This window comes from Pseudomonas sp. F220 (genome assembly GCF_057813935.1).
In genome coordinates, this window is the sequence record NZ_JBVASJ010000028.1 from 54,106 (window position 1) to 72,920 (window position 18,815).

Below are 18,815 nucleotides of genomic sequence, written 5' to 3' on the forward strand. Positions count from 1 at the left end.
TTGCCATGAGCCCATTCCTCGAACAGCTCTATAACGTACTTACCTCGTTTGCGGGGCCGGATGGTTTGAGCCGGTTGTTTTACATGCTCTTGCCGTTATTCCTGTTTTTGGAGATGCCGCTCAATGTCATGGTGTTGCTGGGAGTATTGCGCTGGTTCGTGCGCAAGCGAACCAGCATTCCACAAACCAGTCTTTATCGACCCAAAGTGTCGTGCATCATCACGTGCTACAGCGAAGGAATGGATGTGCAGCAGACGCTGTTGAGCCTGTGCGAACAAACCTACCCCGGACACATCGAGATGATTCCGGTGGTGGACGGCGCTACTGTGAACCAGACTACGCTTAATGCCGTTCGGGGCTTCGTGGTCGATCCGGGCTTGTATCCACGGCGACATTTGCGTCCGATTGCCAAATGGCAACGTGGTGGCCGAGTGTCGTCATTGAATGCCGGTCTGGCGCATGCCAGCGGTGAAATCGTGATGGCCCTGGATGGTGACACGTCTTTTGACAACAACATGGTCAGCGCCATCGTGCGTCATTTTGCGGACCCGACGGTACCGGCGGTGGCCGGTAGCTTGCGAGTCCGGAATGCCTGGAGCTCCGTGACCACCGCGGTACAAGCACTGGAATACTTGTTGTCGATCCATATGTCGAAGATCGGTCTGGGCGAGTGGAACCTGGTCAATAACGTCTCAGGTGCCTTTGGCGCGTTCCGCCGTAGTTTTCTTGTGAAAATTGGTGGCTGGGATACCCATACAGCAGAAGACCTTGATTTGACTCTGCGCATAAAAAGTTACTTTGGGCGTCACAATTTACGGATTCCATTCGAACCAGAAGCCGTCGGCCATACCGATGCACCGGCGACCTTCAAGCAGTTTCTCATGCAAAGGTTGCGCTGGGACGGTGACCTGTTTTTCCTATATGTGCGCAAGCACAACCACAGCATCAACCCAAGCCTGCTGGGCTGGCCGGCATTTTTGATGATCCTCGTCAGTGGCTTCTTTTTTCAGTTGGTGCTGCCCTTCATCATTTTTGGCTCCACCTTGCTGGCGTTGTTCGTCCTGCCAGGGTCGACCCTGTTGATACTGTTTTCGCTGGTCTACCTGCTTTACCTGATGATCACCGTGATGATGTTCGGGGCGATGTTGCTGATGGTTTCCGATCGGCCACGACAGGATTTGCGATTGGCATTACTGGTGCCGATTTTTCCGCTGTTCATGTTGATCACGCGTTGCTGGAGTGCTGTCGCCATGCTCAACGAGGTGTTCCGTCGTGGCCATGAGGAAAGCAGCATGGCACCATGGTGGGTCCTGAAAAAAGCCACGAGGTTTTGACATGCGCTCCGTGCTTCTGGCTTTAACTCTATCGCTGTCATCCACTTCGTTGCTGGCTCAACCGCTGACACTTCAAGAGTTGCTCGACAAGCAACAATCCGATCCTCTGCTTCGTGCAGGTCAGGCCGACCTTCGAGCCCTCGACGCAGAAGCCAAGCTTCATGAAGACCGGGCTGGATGGCAAGTGTTCGCCGGCGCTGGCGCCGGGCGCTACCGAGAGTTGGTCACCGAAGACATTCGCGATGATTATTACGGTCGCAATTTCAACCTTGGTATACGCCATCCCCTGTTGGGCAGCCTCAAGCGCCAGCTGGATCTTTTGCAAACCAATCAGTATGAGCGCCAACGACAGCAGTTGCGCTTGGCTTTACAGAGGGCAAGCCAGCGCCTGGCGCTACGCAGCGCGTACGCTGATTGGTGGCGCGCGCAACAGGAAGGCTCTCTTTGCGGCACACTCGTACCGGTGGCCCAGAAGGCCGATCAGGCGATTCGCCTGCGTTTACAGAAAGGCTGGTTGCGCACTTCCGAAGCTCAGTTACAACTGGATGAGTGGAAGGGGCTTTCGACTCGTTGCGAGGCGCTCGCCCAAATAGAAGCAGACGTACGCGAAGATCTGGCCAGTATCAACATGAGTGAATTACCCGTTGGTGCCCAAGCGGTTGCCGAGCCTCTGGCGCAACAACCGCAACCACTGGTTCAATGGCAGGCCCTGCTGAATCAGCATCCACGGGTGACAGAAAAGCAAAACCTGCGCGATCAGGCCGACAAAGAACGTGACAATCCCTGGTATTCAGCCGTTGACTCCGACGTCATTCTGGCCGGCACCCGAGAATACCGCAGCGGTTCAGATAAAGCGGGTAGCGGCTTGGTGGCCAGCCTCGTTTTTTCTATGCCTTTCGACCTGGTCGGCAATACTCGTGCTCGACAGCAAGTCGCCGAAGCACACTACGAAGCGGCAACCGACCGTGTAGTCGCCGAACAACGTTCCTTGGGGCTGGAGCTGAGCAGGGCATTACGCGCCCAAAACACTGCGCAAGCGACGATCAAGCAGCGTAGCCAACAATGGCGTAATGCCGCCTTGGCTCTCGGTGAGGAAAAGGCTCGAGGCAACCTTGACGGGGACAGCAACCTTGTAGCTCAACTGACCACCGAGCGGGTCTATTTTCAATCGGGTTTTGATTTGATCGCGGCATGGCATGCCGCTTGGTTGCGCCAGGCTGACTTGAATCTGTTCACTGAAGACACCCCTCAGTTTGCTGCCCTGCTGGGGGGGGGACGTCTGGAATGGTCGCCTTTGATCAAGCCGCAAACCTCTTCGATGATTTCAGCTTCAACCCCAACCGCACCGCGCAACAATGCACCGCTCGGCCCGGCAAAATGGCTTCAGGCCAGCTATGTCTGGAACAGCGAAGCCTTGCTGGATCCCAAGCGTCGACCGGCGGAACTGCAAGCGTTGCAAAAAGCCGGTATGGAAAAAATCTATCTCGGACTCAACGCTGTCCAGGTGACCAATCTGGCGGCGACCCGCCAAGTACTTGAGCAGCTGCTCCAGGATGCTGCACGCAGTGGTCTGCAAGTGAGTCTGCTACTCGGCGACCCAAGCTGGATTGAACCGCAGCACCGTGGGCAACTGACAGATTTGTTGGGAAAGCTTAAGGGATTACCATTTTCCGGCCTTCATTTGGATCTTGAAGTCGAACAGCTCGGTATGCCGGTACCCGATCAACGTCTGAAAGACTGGCTCGACACGTTACGTGCGGCATCAGCGGCAAGCCAATGGCCAGTAGCAATATCGAGCCACCATCGTTGGTTCGTTGCGGCCAAGGCCGGACATACCTGCGTGCCTTGTGCGCTTCCGGCAATCGGAGTTCGCCAGGTCAGCCTGATGATTTACACCCGTAACCCGCAACATAGTGCCGAATTGGCCGGACAGATTGCCAAGCGTTGGCCTGATCTGCAATTTCGCCTGGCTCAGAGCACAGAGCCTCAGTTGCCAGTAACCGAAAGCTGGGCCGGTGTGTCCGCTGAACAATTGCAACGCCAGGTAGCGATGTGGCGTGACCAGCTGCAGCCTCAGGGTCTTGTCGGTATTGACTGGCAAGCCTGGCGAGACTTCCCACAACGGTGAGCCGCTCATGAAGATTCGTTTCGATAGTCATAAAGAACACAACCCTACTCAGGAACATGGTCTGAATGTGCTCTACGCCCCGGGCAAGCGCATGGCATTTCGCCTGCGTTGGTATCTGATCCTGTTCCTGGTAGCCAGCCCGCTACTCTGGCTCGTCGGCAAATTGCTTTACGGCATCTTGATGATTGACGCGCCGGCACAGCTGCACCTGCCTATTCAGGAAGTGCGCGCACGAGATGCCGGTCGGGTCGAGGAGCTTTACGTGAAGGCTGGAGAACAAGTGCAGGTCGACCAGCTGCTGGTCAACCTCGACAATCCCGAGTGGCGCGCCCGCCTCTTGCAACTCGCCGCCATGCCCGTTGAAGCTGCGCGGCTTGGCGATTCCGATCTGGGCAAGAAAGAGCGTCAATTGCTCAGGGCCAGGGCGGACAGGGCGGAGCAACGCGTTCAGCAGTTGGACAGTCTTGTGCAGCAAGGCGCTGCCACTCGAGGTGAAGTGCGGGCCGCACAGACCGAGCGCGATGGGTTTCGATCGGATTTGTTGGCGTTCGAGCGTCGTGAGCAGATTGCTCATCAGTCACCTCAAGGATTTGATCGAGAGGTCATTCAGCAAAACACTGAGCAGCAGTGGTTGAAGACGCGTCTGGCAGCCTTATCAGTGACAGCGTCACAGGGCGGCCGGATCGCAGAGGTGTTGGTCACGCCAGGCGAAAACGTCGGTCCCGGTACTCTGCTGATGCGCCTGGAGCGGCTGGAGGATCCATTGCTGTGGATTTATCTCGAACCGCTGAACATCAACTACGCCGCCATAGGTCAATCGCTGCGAGTGCGTATGCCGGACGGAGAATGGCTGGATGCTCACGTTGTGCAGGCTGTAGACAGCGCCGGTCGCACGCCACCGGTTTTGCGTGGACCGTTTGCCGCAAGCGAAATGGGATTGCAGGTCATGGCCAGGTTCGATCAACCACTACCGGCACGCTGGAGAATCGATCAACTGCCGTTGAATGTTCGCTTCCCCACGGATTGGATACGGATGCTGAGCATCCATAATTAAACCGTCTTCAAAGGGATGTTTGCTCAACGTGCCAGACCATCGGACTGCCCTGTAAATGGCAGCATCGTTCAATGTCTTTCGGAGTGACCAGGTCAATATACTGATGCAGGCGTTGGAGCAGCCGGGTGCCGGCGCTGAATCGGTCAATGTAGGGCTCAATCAGTCCACGAGCCTCAATGAATTGATCGCACAGCTGAGCCATGTAGCGGGTAGAACACTGGAGTTTAAATACGAGGCGCCGCGTTCCGGTGACATCCGGCATTCGCGGGCCGACAACAGGCGTTTGCTCAAGTACTTTACGTTAACGAGGTCGACCAGCCTCTCAGAGGGATTGTCTCGACTGCTGGAAAGCCTGGCTTCTTAAAAAGAGACAGATTCATTCAGCGAAAATAAATCTGCCCCTTTTTTGTCAGCGCTTTTTTGGGGCGCAGACTATTGTTTGCCGATCGCTGCGGCCAGTAACGGAGCTGCCTGTTCATCGGTCAGCGCTGGGTGAACCTCCATACTCAAGAGGTCACTCCAGTCGAGCACCCATTTCTGTATCAGCGTGATATCACTGGCTTCGGCAACACCAAAACCGGACATGCGTCCTACGGCATGCCAGCGTCCCAGCATCTTCACGCCTGCGGGTGGAAGTGCACCTGTTTTAAGAAAGCGCTCAATCGCGCTATTACGACGTTCGGAACTGATGGACCATTGGACGATGAATAGCATTTGCCACCTCCTGATAAGGATTGGCACCTGTTCTTCTCTTCGCGCACCCGGCTGGCGCCGCGGCCACGGCCACGCGTCTGTTTCTGGCCCGCATCCCGGGGCCTGAAACGACTTCTCCAATGGGAAGGAATAGCAGCCTCCCGAACCCTGCGTATGACCGCTGATCTTCTTTCCTTGCTTCTAAAAAAACGAGCGCAATCGGGAGCGTCTTTCTCCAAGGCCCAGGATCGAAAGTTGCCTACGCTTAGTGGGGGCGACACTCGCTGTCGCCTGCCCATCAGCTTGCATGCCGAGGCCAACATGAAAGGCCGCATCTGACACTTCCCACGATTCGCCATCGGCCAGACTTGCAGTTACCGTCTCAGTAGCCACAGGTAGATGAGCACATTGATCAGAAGTACCAGAGTACCCAGCCATACCTGTATGCCGGGTGTCAGCCCGGCCGGATAAATCAGCGGCCATAGATAATGCTCGATGAAGCCGTTGCCATAACCCGCTTCTCCGGCGGCCAGACGCAGGTCGTTTTCCCATCCCGTTAGCGGACAGGTCCACTGGAAGCCCTCGACCGCCACCCCCCATGCCACCGCAGGCAGGTGCAACCAGCACAGATGGCGCCATTTGAGCACCAGTAGCCCGCCGCACAGCACGAAAAGAATGAACAGCAGATGAAACAGCAACAGCCCGTCGGCGGCTATCCGGTAGAACATATCGGCTCCCTCGTGTACACATGCACGTAAACGCTTAAGGTTTTCTTCCCGGTCAGCAACCGGGCCTCTTCTGACCACGAGCCGGTCAACAGACTCGAACCTTGGCCAATGCAGTCATATGGCTATTCAGATGACGCAACTATCAGCGCAGGGAGTGCATGTTTGAGCCTTATCAACCTCAGTGATCTATCGGCCCGGGACATACTGAAAATATGGGCTTTGGCGCAACAGGCGCCTGAGCCTGTGAACGGAAATGTCGGTTGGTCATTCGAAGGCAACGGCATTCGCACTCGTACCACATTCATACAGGCTTTCAGAGCGCTCGGACTGACTTACACTGCCCAACCTTCTGAAAAGCAGTGAGAGGGCCTGCGATCTCGCCGAGTATCTTGATCCTTTCTATTCGCTGTACGTCATTCGCGAATCCAGCCACGAACGGCTCAAGGCATTTGCCTCAGCCAGCAAACGACCGGTCATCAATGCGATGTCATCCCAAGGCCACCCGTGTGAAGTGCTGTGCGACGCCTTCTACATCCATTCGAAATTTGGCGATATTCGTAATACCAGAATCGGACTGTGGGGGCCGACCAGCAATGTGTTGAACTCATGGCACGAGCTGGCGGCCGTGTTAGGCGTTGAGATTCAGCATTTTTGCAGCACCGAAGGCCATGAGCCGTCCTCACACGTTTGCTTTTCAGCGGTCGCCGATGCGCAAGTGGATGTGTTGATCACTGATTCATGGCCCGCCGATTACTCGGATCCGGTCTGGTCACTCACTGATGCGCATTTATCCCGTTTAGGTAACCCGGTACTTATACCGACGCCACCTTTTTGCATTGGATAGGAGTTGAGCTTTGATCCTCGGGATTATCCGGGCTTTGCAGGCTATCAGCAGAAGAACCTGTTGCTACCGATCCAGCGCGCGGTTTTGACGTACGCGATGCAGGCCTGAATATTTTGAAATGCTTCGGCGGCACCTCCTTTTTCATCGCGACGCTGGATCATCGCAAATCCCTCTATTCGGGAACGACGAGTTCTAGGCGATGCGTCGGTGCGTTGCCCGGCTGATCCTGCGTGCTAGCAGCACGGTCAATGCCGGTGCTAATGCGAAGCTGGCGAACAGCCATACGGCGGCCGACTGTGTGCCCGCAATGCCGCTGTCTGCGCCGAGCCCTGCCGCATTCGCGACTAATCCCGCAACAGCTGCGCCTACGGCCATGCCATAAAGCTGAACGGTGGTGATCGCGGCCGACGCCATGCCGCCTTCGCCTGGCGGTGCCAGCGTTAGTACGCGTGTCAGCAGGTGCGGCCAGCAAATGCCCACGCCTGCACCTACGCCGGCCAACGCCAGACCGCAGGAAATCGTGAGCACACCTGCTGACAGATCGCCGCCAGCCGGCATCAATATCGCCAGTGCAAGCAGGCTGGCCGCACAGAGCATTGGCCCGGCGCGCAGCAGGCGTGCTGCGTTGACACCGCCATGGCCCGATGAGAGCAGCGAAGCCAGGCTCCAGCCGCCTGCCATCGCGGCGGTCAGATAGCCTGCCGCCAGCGGTGTGTGCCCATGCAGTACCTGCAGGAAATAGGGCACGAAGATTTCCGTCGTGGTACCGACCAACAGCAACGCCACGCTCGCATAGACGGCGCCAAGCGGCGTGCCAAGGGCAGTTGCGCCAACAGGAAGCAAGCGCACCGTGGCCCGACGATCACAAAAAATGGCGCTCATACCCAGTGCCAGTCCAGCAGCCACACCGGCACACTGCCAGATCAGTGACGCCGACAGGCTACCCGACGCGATAGCCAATACAGACGTTGTCAGCAGCGCGATCTGCATGAAAGGAATGCGCGGAGTGCTGTCCTCGGAGGACTCTCGCTGATCAGTCGGGCGCAATTGCCCGATGACCAGCAACCCTTGCAACAGCGCCACCGGTAGCAACGTCCAGAAAGCCCAGCGCCAATGTCCCGCCTGGGCGAACAATCCGCCCAAAGCCGGCCCACAAAGCGTGGCAACCCCCCACATGCCCGAGACCAACGCCACCGCGCGTGGCCATAGTCGCGGCTCGAATACGACCCGGATCAGCGCATAGCTCAACGCCGCCAAGGTGCCGCCGCCCAGGCCCTGCACACTGCGGCCAGCCAGCATCCATGGCATTGAGGTGGCGAGTGCGCAGCCAGCCGAACCCAAGGCGAACACTGCCAGCGCCGCAATACAGGCACCCCGTTGGCCCACTGCAGCCAGCAGCCAGACAGACAGCGCCGCACCGACGATGGAGGCTACGACGAACAGTGTGGTGTTCCAGGCGTACCAGTCGAGTCCACCAATGTCTTGCACCACCGAGGGCAACACAGTGGTGACGATGTGTACGTTGATCGCATGCAGCGCCACGCCGCCCATCAGTGCAAGCGCCAGCAAGCCATTCCTGCCTCGCAGCAAGTCACCCCAGGCGGTGGCAGTCAGTGTATCTGTGTGCATTCGCGTTCCCTCGACAGGTGAATGGCCAAAGCCTAATATCCAAGTATTGGCTTGGATATTAGGTGGCTACATTGAGTTACACAAGAGAAGACTTGGATAATCAACGCTCATTGCCGACTTCGGATCGCATCCTGTTTTTCATCAAGACCAAGGGCGCCGTTTCAAACGCTGCGATCGCCCAAGCCCTGGATATGACCGCAGAGGCGGCGCGTCAGCAGGTTCAGAAGCTGGTAGCGGCTGGCTTGATTGAGGGTCGACAGCAAGCGGTATCCGGGGTCGGGCGTCCCCACCAGAACTGGGTACTCACCGAGACCGGTAACAGCCGCTTCCCGGATACCCATGCCCAACTGACCGTGCAGTTGATAGGCTCGGTGCGGCAGATTTTTGGGGACGAAGGTCTGGACCGCTTGATCGCGCAGCGCGAAGTGGAAGCGCGGACGATCTATCGCCAGACCTGCACCGGCGAAACCTTGCCGGAGCGGCTGGAGCAGTTGGCGACGATACGCACGCAGGAGGGGTACATGGCTCGCGTCGAGCGCGACGGCAAGGATTGGTTGCTGATTGAAGACCACTGTCCGATTTGTGCGGCCGCCCGCACGTGCCAAGGCTTCTGCCGCTCCGAACTGCAACTGTTCCAGGAAATTGTCGGGCAGGGTGCAACCGTTGTACGGGAGGAGCACCTGCTCAGCGATTCACGGCGGTGCGTCTATCGTATTGCTCAGCGCTGATCACCAGGGTATTGCTGCCACTGATTTCGCCTTGCACGTGCAGTCGGTCACTTCGAAGGTTGGCGATGTCGGTGTTCATCAGGTAAGTGCCGTTGCCACTGAGCGACTCTGACATTTTTCGCCTGTCTCAGGTCCGGCTGCTTGGTTTTGCGGCGCGTTTGACCGGAGTCGACGCCTTGCGTTTGGCGGGTTTTCGCTTGTTTTTCCAGGTGGCGCCACTGCGACTGGCGGGGCTTGCCGGTCCGCTAATGGTCAGGCGCAGGCCGACGCAACGGCTTACCTGTTTGCTCATCCAGGCGGCCTGCTTGGCAACGAACTCTTCAAGGCTCATTTCGCCATTCTGCACCATATCCAGCGCTTGTTCCCAAATGGCCGTGGTGCCGGGATCGGCGATGGCTCGGGGAACGGCGTCTATCAGGCTGAAGGCCGCCGGGGTGGCCGCCAATGCCTTGCCGTGTTTGATCAGATAACCTCGATCCAGCAACCCTTGAATAATTCCGGCGCGCGTTGCCTCGGTGCCGATACCGGTGGTGTCCTTGAGTTTCTGCTTGAGCAGGGGATCTTCCACCAACTTGGCGACGTTTTTCATCGCCTTGATCAGATCGCCCTCGGTAAAAGGTTTGGGTGGCTGGGTCCAGAGGTCTTTCAACGTCACGCTGACAACCGCGCAATCGCGGCCTTCGACCAGCGCTGGTAGTGTTTGCGGGACAGGGGCTTCGCGACCCTTGGCGGGCGCGAGGGCTTCGGGAAGTGCCCGCTTCCAGCCAGGCTCGACAATCAACTTGCCAACGGCACGCAAGGCCTGCCCGGCGCAGTCGAAATCGGCTTGGGTTCTATCGTATTCATGATTGGGCAGAAATTGCGCCAGATAGCGCGCTCTAATCAAGGTGTAGACAGCGCGCTGTTTGCCCGCCAGGCGGTCGAGGTCTTTGGCTGCGCCAGTCGGAATAATGCCGTGGTGGGCACTGACCTTCGCATCGTTCCAGGCTCGCGAGCGGCGCTGCGGTTCGATGTATTTGAGCAGGTCGCCCAAGCCTGGATCGGCACGTCCCAGGGCCGCCAGGATTTTTGGTGCTTCGCTGTGCTGACTGAGCGGCAGGTAACCGCAATCGCTGCGTGGGTAGGTGATGACTTTATGAGTCTCGTACAGCGCCTGAGCGATATCCAGGGTCTCTTGAGCACCCAGCCCCAGTTTCTTTGAACAGACTTCTTGCAGCGTGCCCAGGTCGAAGGGCAAGGGAGCGGCTTCACGCACACGCTCGGTACGCAGTTTAATCACCCGGGCGCTGGTGGCGTTGCGCATGGCCGCTGCAGCTTCCTGGGCCAGCGTCTGGTTCAAGCAACGATCGTGTTCGTCGCAAACGTCTTGCGCTGCGCGCCAATGGGCGGTGAAAGAGGTGTCATCGTGCAGCAGCTGTACTTCGATGGCCCAATACGGGACCGGTACGAAATCGGCAATGCTGCGATCGCGATCCACCACCAGCCGCAGAGTCGGCGTTTGTACTCGGCCCACTGGAAGTACACCCTGATAGCCGGACTGGCGCCCAAGCAGCGTGAACAGCCGGCTCATGTTCATACCGATCAACCAGTCGGCGCGCGAGCGTCCCAGTGCCGAATGGTAGAGGCTGAAAGTCTCGGCTCCGGGCTTGAGCACCGCCAATGCCTTGCGGATCGACGCGTCGTCCAGGGCCGACAGCCAAAGTCGTTGAATCGGTCCGCGATAGCGACAGTGCTCTACCAACTCGCGGGCAATCATCTCGCCCTCACGGTCGGCATCGGTGGCGATGACTAGCTCGTCTGCCTCGCCGAGCAAGCGTTTGACTGCTTTGAACTGGCCGGCAGTCTTCGGTTTGACCAGCATCTTCCACTTCTCGGGGACGATCGGCAGATCGGCCAACACCCAGCGCTTGTAGCGGGCGTCATAGGCGTCCGGCGGTGCGGTTTCCAATAGGTGGCCAATGCACCAGGTCACTGTGACGTTCGGCCCCACCCAGCATCCGTCGCCACGGCGGTTGGCACCGAGCACAGCGGCGATATCTTTAGCCTGGGAAGGCTTTTCACACAGGAACAGCCGCATATCCACCATCATTTCTTACGGGTCTGGAAGGTGCACAGGATGCGCAGTGCGGCGCATTTGGGCAACCTTTATCTGTATGGATATACAGATAAAGATTTGCATTTGATTGCTTCGCTGACAGTGAAGTGACCGCGAAAGAGAACAAAACCAGTATGGTGATACCGAGGGGGATCTTTCAAAACAGGGCGGCCGCTTTCAGTTATATGAGCGGTCGCCCCGTCAAATGGTGTTCGCTACCGCTTGTGCCAAGCAGTGATGTCGCTGGTAAACCCGACTCTCAAGTGACCAGCGACACCGTCGCCGTACTCAACAGTACTTGTCTACCAGACAAACTCCGGACTGATTTTGCATCAGCTTCCATTCATGGCTCAGGGTTTGAAAGACGCGGCCAATGAAGTCTTTGTCAGCCGCCGCTTTCTTTCCGACATACCCCTGGCCCCGACGGTACATTTTGAGCCGGGCACGCATGCTGTGACGGGCCTTCTCGAATTCACTTTCCTGTGCGTGGGGCGCGAGGCAATCGATATGGACTTCGCCCGACCTGCATATCCACAGTACGTGGCTGTCGTGGCTGTCCTTGTGCGATGCGAACAGTCGAGCCAGTTCATCAATAGTGGGTTGATTGTTCAAATTCATGTGTAAGCCCCTTGACCATGTCTAGTTGGTTAGCTGAAACCTGTCGCCAAATCAGCCAATCGTTTCTGAGACACCCTCGGGACACATGTGTCCGTCAGGTGCAGATCCGGCCCTGAGCTTGATGCATGTAGCATTGATGGAAGACGACTACACAGTTGTGTCACAAGGAGGAGAAACAGCGAACGCCAGGAGGCCAATGCTGACAGTAACCAGGTCAGCCACAAGCGTCATGAGGACGTTTCGCCAGCGTTTCTCGTCCTTGTACCGGACGATCCAGCCGGGTCGCTTCATCAATCTGCCTTGTGGGCAGTACACATCAGGGGAATAGCTCGGCGGTTTGTCGAGCGTATTCAGAATACTCATGCCAACTCTCCCGATCGGGGAGACGAGATGGATAATGCAAGCGGGGAATGGCGTCGTCAATAGTTTTGTAGTGAATATTTAAAGGCACTACATAAATCTCGCCTATGGATGGATTGTCTCGCGAAGCCGCTCACTTGAGGGATCTGGGGCTGGATCAATCCGGGCCGCGTTCAAACGAAGCGAAGGCACCCCATGTGAGCCAAGGTTGCGCCCGCTCGCCGGCAACACGGCGAGCGGGCGGACCTTCTGCACTTAGTTCTTATCGATATCCACGTTCTTGGTTTCCCGCAGGCAGATCATGCCCACGATCAAACTCACCCCGGTGATCACCACTGGGTACCACAGCCCGTAGAAGATATCGCCGGTGTACACCACCAGGGCGAAGGACACCGTTGGCAGGAAACCGCCGAACCAGCCGTTGCCGATGTGGTAGGGCAGGGACATGGAGGTGTAGCGAATGCGGGTCGGAAACAGCTCGACCATCAGCGCCGCCAGCGGGCCATAGCACATGGCAGAAATCAGGATCAGCGCGACGATCAGTGCGACGATCATCGGTTTGTTGATCTGCTGGGCGTCCGCCTGTTGCGGGTAGCCGGCCAGGATGATCGCACCGCGCAGTGCTGCTTCGTCGTAACCGTCGATGCGTACGTCGCCGACGCTCACTTGTACGCTGCTGCCGGCCGGTGCCGCTGCGCTGCTGTATGGCAAGCCTTGTTTGACCAGGAAGGTCTTGATCTTGTCGCAGGGGCTGTCGAAACGCGCCTTGCCCACCGGGTCGAACTGGAAGGTGCAGGTGGCCGGGTCGGCCAACACGGTGATCGGTGCCTGCTGGCTGGCCTGATCGATCGCCGGGTTGGCGTAGTGGGCCAGGGTCTTGAAGATCGGGAAGTACAACACCGTCGCCAGCAACAAGCCGAGCATCAGGATCGGTTTGCGCCCGACCTTGTCCGACAGCCAGCCAAAGAAAATGAAGAACGGTGCACCAATGACCACGCTGACGATCAACAGGCCGTTGGCCAGCGCCGGGTCCATTTTCAGGAATTGGGTGAGGAAGAACAGCACATAAAACTGCGCGGCATAGAAGGTCACCGCTTGCCCTGCGTTGATGCTGAACAGCGCGATCAGCACCACTTTGAGGTTTTCCCATTTGCCGAAGGATTCGCGGATCGGCGCTTTGCAGATCTTGCCTTCTTCCTTCATTTTCACGAAGGCCGGCGACTCATGCAGGCTCAGGCGAATCCAGGTGGAAATCCCCAGCAGCACGATCGACAGCAGGAACGGCAGGCGCCAGCCCCAGACTTCGAACTGATCGCCAGTGAAGTACCGGCAACCGAGCACCACCAGCAACGACAGGAGCAAGCCGAGGGTCGCAGTGGATTGAATCCAGCTGGTGTGAAAACCGCGTTTACCGATCGGCGCGTGCTCGGCGACGTAGGTCGCAGCACCGCCGTATTCACCGCCCAGAGCCAGGCCCTGAAGCATGCGCAGCGCCACCAGGATGATCGGTGCGGCGATGCCAATACTCGAATAGGTCGGCAGCAGCCCGACGCAGAAGGTCGCCAGACCCATGAGGATGATGGTCGCGAGGAAGGTGTATTTGCGCCCGATCATGTCGCCCAGACGGCCGAACACCAGCGCGCCGAACGGCCGCACGATAAAGCCGGCGGCGAAGGCCATCAGGGCAAAGATGAACGCTGTGGTGTCGTTGACCCCGGCGAAAAACTGCTTGCTGATGACCGCCGCGAGGGCGCCATAAAGGAAAAAGTCATACCACTCGAACACTGTCCCCAGGGACGAGGCAAAGATGACTTTCTGGGTTTCCTTGCTGGTGCTCGCACTAAGCGTCGCGTCCAGAGGCTGAGCTTGTTCTGACATATCGTTATCCCTCACAGTGATTGTTTTTGTTGTTCCACTGTCGCTGCCATGGTTGGCGCGATGTCGGTGCTACGCGGTCCTTGTGGGAGCCGGGCTTGCCCGCGATGAACGATAACGCGGGTTGCCTGATGCACCGCGCCGCCTGCATCGCGAGCAAGCTCGGCTCCTACAGGTTACAAGTGCGGCTCGGTGATCAGTTTTGTTTCCGGGGCGAGGCTCCTTGTGTTGGGGGCGAGCATCAGCTGGGCAGCTTTCTCGGCGATCATCAGGGTGGGTGAGCAGGTATTGCCCGAGGTGATGCGCGGCATGATCGAGGCGTCGGCGATGCGCAGCCCGGGAATGCCGTGGACCCGTAACTGGGCGTCGACCACGGCGTCTTGGTCGTTGCCCATGCGGCAGGTGCCGACCGGATGGAAAATCGTCGTGCCGATCTGCGCCGCCGCTTCGTACAGTTGCTCGTCAGTCTGCAAAGCATCGCCCGGCAGGTATTCGGTGGGATTGAATGGTTGCAAGGCCGGCGCAGCGACAATGCGTCGGGTCAGGCGAATGGCGTCCGCGGCCACCCGAAGGTCTTCAGGATGACTCAGGTAGTTGGGTTGAATAAGCGGCGCCTCCTGAGGGTCGAGAGAGCGGATTTCTACTCGGCCTCGGCTTCGTGGACGCAGGTCACAGACCGACGCGGTAAACGCCGGGAACGCATGCAACGGCTCGCCGAAGCGCTCTAGTGACAGCGGCTGCACATGGTATTCAAGGTTGGCTGACGTCTGCTCCGGCCCCGAGCGGGCGAAAGCACCGAGCTGGCTGGGGGCCATGGACAACGGGCCGCTGCGGTCATACAAATAGCGCAGACCCATGCCCATCTTGCCCCACAAACTGCCGGCGATCTGGTTCAGGGTGCGGGCGTTTTCCAGTGTGTAGATCAGCCGCAGCTGCAAGTGATCCTGCAGGTTGCCGCCGACGCCGGCCAGTTCGTGGGCGACGCCAATCCCCAAGCGTTGCAACACGCCGCTCGGGCCGATCCCGGAACGTTGCAGGATGCTCGGTGAGCCAACGGAGCCGGCGCAGAGGACGATTTCCCGTCGTGTTTTCCAGGTTTTCTGTTGCCCCTGCCAGCGGGCGCTGACGGCCGATGCGCGGCCATTTTCCAGCAGCACACGGTCCACCTCGACATCCGTCAATACGGTCAGATTAGATCGGTTGCGAATCGGCTTGAGAAAGGCCTTGGCCGCGTTCCAGCGTACGCCGGTTTTCTGGTTGACCTGGAAGTAGCCGCAGCCTTCGTTGTCGCCACGGTTGAAGTCATTGATGCTGGCAATGCCACTTTGTTCGGCGGCCTCGCGGAAGGCATCAAGGATCGGCCATGACAACCGCTGCTGCTCGATCCGCCATTCCCCGGCGGCACCGTGAAACTCCGAGTCGCCGGCAAAATGGTTTTCGCTTTGTTTGAACAGCGGCAGCACATCCTTCCAGGCCCAGCCCGGATTGCCGTCGGCGGCCCAACCGTCGTAGTCGTTGGCCTGGCCGCGCATGTAAATCATGCCGTTGATCGACGAACAGCCGCCCAGCACCTTGCCGCGCGGGTAGCTCAGGCTGCGACCTTGCAGGCCAGGTTGCGCTTCGGTCTTGAAGCACCAGTCGGTGCGTGGGTTGCCGATGCAAAACAGATATCCCACGGGAATATGAATCCATGGGTAGTTGTCACGGCCGCCGGCTTCGAGCAGCAGCACCCGGTGCTGCGGGTTGGCGGACAGCCGATTGGCCAGCAAACAACCGGCCGGCCCGGCGCCCACTACCACGTAGTCGTATTCATCAACGTCAGGCTGCATCCATGACCTCTTCTGTTGTTGTTCTTGTTGCGAGTCATCCTAGTTGTTCGCTTTCGTCAAAAGAATGTTAGTTTTTGCTCAGTAGCTGCGCGTTTTTAGACAGCTGCATTCTCCCGCGCGTTCAAGGAAGACTCATGTTCGATTGGAATGACCTGCGTTTTTTTCTCGAGTTGCAGCGTAGCGGACGCCTGCTGACAGCGGCACGGCGGCTGAAAACCACCCACGCCACCGTGGCCCGGCATATCGAGGCGATCGAGAAAAGCCTCGGCACCGCACTGTTCGTCCAGCACGCCCAAGGCTACCAACTGACGCCAGCCGGTGAAGCGCTGCTTAAACACGCCGAAGCCATGGAAAACGTTGCCTTGCTGGCCCAGGAAGAAATCACCCAGTCCAGTGCGCCGCTGGGCAAAATCCGCGTGGGGGTGACCGAAGGCCTGGGCATCATGTTCCTCGCCAGCCGCATGAACGGTTTGTTCGAGCGCTATCCGGGGCTGGAAGTGGAGCTGGTGGCGGTGCCGCGTTTTGTCAGCATCCTCAACCGCGAAGCGGAAATCAGCATCCACCTGGAACGCCCGGCCGCCGACATGCTGGTCACCCGCAAACTCACCGACTACCGCTTGGCGCTGTATGCCAGCCGCGCCTACCTGGACCGATCGCCACCGCTGCGCAGTCGCGAAGACCTGGCGCGGCATGCCTGGATCGGCTACGTCGACGATTTGCTGTTCAGCCAGGAACTGATGTTCCTCAACAGCTTTTGCCGTAGCCCGCAGGTGGTCTTTCACAGCACCAGCGTGATCGCCCAGCAGCAGGCCGCACGCTCGGGCCTGGGGATCGCAGTGTTGCCGTGCTACATGGCCAGCAGCGACCCGGAACTGGTGCCGCTGTTGCCGGCCGAGAGTATTCAGCGCAGCTACTGGATCAGCACCCGGCGCGAGCTGCACAAGTCGGTGCGGTTGCGGGTGTTGTGGGACTACGTGGTGGAGTTGTGTGGTCGGGAGCAGGCGTTGCTGCTCGGTCCGGAGTAGTTTCTTTTTTCCGAGCGCGATAACCGCCACTGATCGGTTGTCTGGGCGCAGGCCGATTTATACGCGCCTACATTGATCCAGATCAGCTCGGCAAACGGTACCCGCCGTACAACTCTTGAAGGCCTTGCGAGCATTTCGACTTCCGGCCTGGGAGAAACACATGACCACTGGTCTATCAACCGCCGTAGAACTGGCCACCTTCTGTCCGGTCGATGCTGATGAACATTGGATCGAACCCTTGAATGACGGCGCTCATGTGCTCATTCGTCCGCTTCAGGCGCAGGATCGCCAGCGCGAGTTTCAGTTCATCAAGCATTTGTCTGCCGGATCTCGCCGCTTGCGTTTTCTGGGGACCTTCAGTGAGGCGGATGCGCCACTGATGGACCGAATGATGGACCTGGACTATGAAAACCGGATGGCCTATGTCGCGCTGGTGCATAGGGATGGGCAGTTGCTAGAAATCGGCGTCAGCCGTTACGCCTCTACGCCCGGGGCGGGCCGATGCGAATGTGCCATAACGGTCGCCGATGAATGGCAACGTCGCGGCCTGGGGACCTTGCTGGGCGGGCATTTGATTGATGCCGCGCGGCGCAATGGGTTCAAGACCATGACCTCGACCGATCTGGCGAGCAATTACGGTATGCATTGCCTGGCAAGAAATCTCGGTTTCACCAGCCGCTATCCCAGCGACGGATATAGCGAAATCATTCATGAACTCGATCTCGGGAAATGACTGTCGGTAATGCCTTTCCCGGGTTTCAAGAACAGGAGTCATCGCCATGGCGAAAATGAAAGCTGCAATCTTCGTTGAGAAACACCGCATCGTGCTTGATGACAAGCCGATACCCGAGGTTGGTCCGCTGGATGCGTTGGTGCGCATCACCACCACCACGATCTGTGGCACCGATGTGCATATCCTGCGCGGCGAATACCCGGTGGCCAAGGGACTGACCATCGGCCATGAGCCGGTTGGTGTCATCGAAAAACTCGGCTCGCAGGTTGTCGGATTCGTCGAAGGGCAACGGGTCATTGCCGGCGCTATCACCCCCAGCGGTCAAAGCTACGCCTGTCTTTGCGGGTGTTCGTCCCAGGACGGTCCCGGTACTCGCCACGGTTTTCGGGCGGCCGGCGGCTGGAAGTTTGGTAATACGATTGACGGCTGTCAGGCCGAATACGTGTTGGTGCCGGACGCCATCGCCAACCTCTGCCCGATTCCCGACGCCCTCAGTGATGAGCAGGTGCTGATGTGCCCGGACATCATGTCCACGGGTTTTTCCGGCGCGCAAAGGGGCAAGGTCGAAATTGGCGATACGGTCGCCGTGTTCGCCCTTGGTCCCATTGGTCTGTGTGCCATTGCCGGCGCGCGGCTTATGGGCGCTACCACCATTATTGGCATCGATACTGTGCCTGCACGAATGGGTGTCGCTCGCCAGTTGGGCGCGACCCATGTTGTCGACTTCAAGGACGGTAATGTGGTCGAGCACATCATGGCCATCACCAATGGTCGTGGCGTTGACGTGGCCATCGAGGCCTTGGGAACTCAAGGCACCTTCGAGTCGGCACTGCGGGTACTGCGTCCCGGCGGCACGTTATCAAGCCTTGGGGTCTATTCGTCTGACCTGCATATCCCGCTCGATGCGTTCGCCGCAGGGCTGGGTGACCTGAGCATCGTGACCACGCTGTGCCCGGGTGGAAAAGAGCGCATGCGGCGCTTGATGGAAGTGGTCGCCGGTGGTCAGGTCGATCTCAAACCCTTGGTGACCCATCGCTTCAAACTCGATGACATAGAAGCCGCTTACGAACTGTTTGCCAATCAGCGCGATGGGGTGCTGAAAGTCGCTATTACGCCTTGAAGACAGGGGGGCTTCAGGCGTT

General features: G+C 58.4%; 18 protein-coding genes. 9 read left to right on the forward strand and 9 right to left on the reverse strand.

Going from position 1 to position 18,815, the window contains the following annotated elements:
- Positions 1-5: 5 nt before the first annotated feature.
- From ACZYSM_RS21115 to ACZYSM_RS21130, 4 genes are read left to right on the forward strand one after another with little or no spacing between them, the layout of a single operon-like run.
- The gene (locus ACZYSM_RS21115; RefSeq protein WP_489074198.1) at positions 6-1,334 is read left to right on the forward strand and encodes a glycosyltransferase family 2 protein; all 1,329 of its coding nucleotides are present in this window, start codon (positions 6-8) and stop codon (positions 1,332-1,334) included.
- Position 1,335: 1 nt separating this feature from the next.
- Entirely contained in the window at positions 1,336-3,462 is a 2,127-nt protein-coding gene (locus ACZYSM_RS21120; RefSeq protein WP_489074200.1) for a TolC family protein, read from the forward strand.
- Between the two features lie 7 nt (positions 3,463-3,469).
- Positions 3,470-4,516 carry an HlyD family secretion protein gene (locus ACZYSM_RS21125; protein WP_489074202.1) on the forward strand — a complete coding sequence of 349 codons (1,047 nt, stop codon included), beginning with the start codon at positions 3,470-3,472 and terminating at the stop codon, positions 4,514-4,516.
- Positions 4,517-4,571: 55 nt separating this feature from the next.
- On the forward strand, positions 4,572-4,880 hold the full coding sequence (locus ACZYSM_RS21130; protein WP_489074204.1) for an NAD-dependent epimerase/dehydratase family protein: 309 nt from the start codon (positions 4,572-4,574) through the stop codon (positions 4,878-4,880).
- Positions 4,881-4,948: 68 nt separating this feature from the next.
- On the opposite strand, the gene ACZYSM_RS21135 is transcribed toward ACZYSM_RS21130, so the two are convergent.
- Both ACZYSM_RS21135 and ACZYSM_RS21140 read right to left on the reverse strand, forming a co-directional pair.
- Complete coding sequence (locus tag ACZYSM_RS21135; RefSeq protein WP_489074206.1) at positions 4,949-5,230, reverse strand: DUF3303 domain-containing protein; 282 nt, start codon at positions 5,228-5,230, stop codon at positions 4,949-4,951.
- Between the two features lie 353 nt (positions 5,231-5,583).
- Positions 5,584-5,937 (reverse strand): DUF2784 domain-containing protein, encoded by a 354-nt coding sequence (locus tag ACZYSM_RS21140; RefSeq protein ID WP_489074209.1) that lies wholly within the window; start codon positions 5,935-5,937, stop codon positions 5,584-5,586.
- A gap of 349 nt (positions 5,938-6,286) precedes the next feature.
- On the opposite strand from ACZYSM_RS21140, the gene ACZYSM_RS21145 reads away from it, so the two are divergent.
- On the forward strand, positions 6,287-6,781 hold the full coding sequence (locus ACZYSM_RS21145) for a Rossmann-fold NAD(P)-binding domain-containing protein (protein WP_489074258.1): 495 nt from the start codon (positions 6,287-6,289) through the stop codon (positions 6,779-6,781).
- A 192-nt stretch (positions 6,782-6,973) separates the two neighbouring features.
- On the opposite strand, the gene ACZYSM_RS21150 is transcribed toward ACZYSM_RS21145, so the two are convergent.
- Positions 6,974-8,410, reverse strand: coding sequence for an MFS transporter (locus tag ACZYSM_RS21150; RefSeq protein ID WP_489074211.1), 1,437 nt, complete (start codon positions 8,408-8,410; stop codon positions 6,974-6,976).
- A 92-nt stretch (positions 8,411-8,502) separates the two neighbouring features.
- Here ACZYSM_RS21150 and ACZYSM_RS21155 point away from each other — a divergent pair, with 92 nt between their 5' ends.
- A complete protein-coding gene (locus tag ACZYSM_RS21155) occupies positions 8,503-9,138 on the forward strand; it encodes a helix-turn-helix transcriptional regulator (RefSeq protein WP_489074213.1) in 636 nt (211 codons plus the stop codon).
- Here the strand turns inward: ACZYSM_RS21155 and ACZYSM_RS21160 are convergent.
- From ACZYSM_RS21160 to ACZYSM_RS21185, 6 genes are all read right to left on the reverse strand, one after another.
- Entirely contained in the window at positions 9,095-9,253 is a 159-nt protein-coding gene (locus tag ACZYSM_RS21160; RefSeq protein ID WP_489074215.1) for a pertactin-like passenger domain-containing protein, read from the reverse strand. The genes ACZYSM_RS21155 and ACZYSM_RS21160 overlap by 44 nt on opposite strands.
- Before the next feature lie 12 nt (positions 9,254-9,265).
- Entirely contained in the window at positions 9,266-11,215 is a 1,950-nt protein-coding gene (locus ACZYSM_RS21165; RefSeq protein ID WP_489074217.1) for a DNA topoisomerase III, read from the reverse strand.
- Positions 11,216-11,521: 306 nt separating this feature from the next.
- Positions 11,522-11,851, reverse strand: a complete 330-nt coding sequence (locus ACZYSM_RS21170; RefSeq protein ID WP_489074219.1) for a hypothetical protein — start codon at positions 11,849-11,851, stop codon at positions 11,522-11,524.
- A gap of 147 nt (positions 11,852-11,998) precedes the next feature.
- Positions 11,999-12,214, reverse strand: coding sequence for a hypothetical protein (locus ACZYSM_RS21175; RefSeq protein WP_489074221.1), 216 nt, complete (start codon positions 12,212-12,214; stop codon positions 11,999-12,001).
- 252 nt (positions 12,215-12,466) lie between these two features.
- Positions 12,467-14,089: an MFS transporter gene (locus ACZYSM_RS21180; RefSeq protein WP_489074223.1), complete on the reverse strand. Its 1,623-nt coding sequence runs from the start codon at positions 14,087-14,089 to the stop codon at positions 12,467-12,469.
- 173 nt (positions 14,090-14,262) lie between these two features.
- On the reverse strand, positions 14,263-15,915 hold the full coding sequence (locus tag ACZYSM_RS21185) for a GMC family oxidoreductase (RefSeq protein ID WP_489074225.1): 1,653 nt from the start codon (positions 15,913-15,915) through the stop codon (positions 14,263-14,265).
- Between the two features lie 134 nt (positions 15,916-16,049).
- On the opposite strand from ACZYSM_RS21185, the gene ACZYSM_RS21190 reads away from it, so the two are divergent.
- From ACZYSM_RS21190 to ACZYSM_RS21200, 3 genes are all read left to right on the forward strand, one after another.
- A complete protein-coding gene (locus ACZYSM_RS21190) occupies positions 16,050-16,940 on the forward strand; it encodes a LysR family transcriptional regulator (protein ID WP_489074227.1) in 891 nt (296 codons plus the stop codon).
- Between the two features lie 160 nt (positions 16,941-17,100).
- Positions 17,101-17,673 (forward strand): GNAT family N-acetyltransferase, encoded by a 573-nt coding sequence (locus ACZYSM_RS21195; protein ID WP_489074229.1) that lies wholly within the window; start codon positions 17,101-17,103, stop codon positions 17,671-17,673.
- 46 nt (positions 17,674-17,719) lie between these two features.
- Positions 17,720-18,793, forward strand: coding sequence for an NAD(P)-dependent alcohol dehydrogenase (locus ACZYSM_RS21200; RefSeq protein ID WP_489074231.1), 1,074 nt, complete (start codon positions 17,720-17,722; stop codon positions 18,791-18,793).
- Positions 18,794-18,815: the final 22 nt, after the last annotated feature.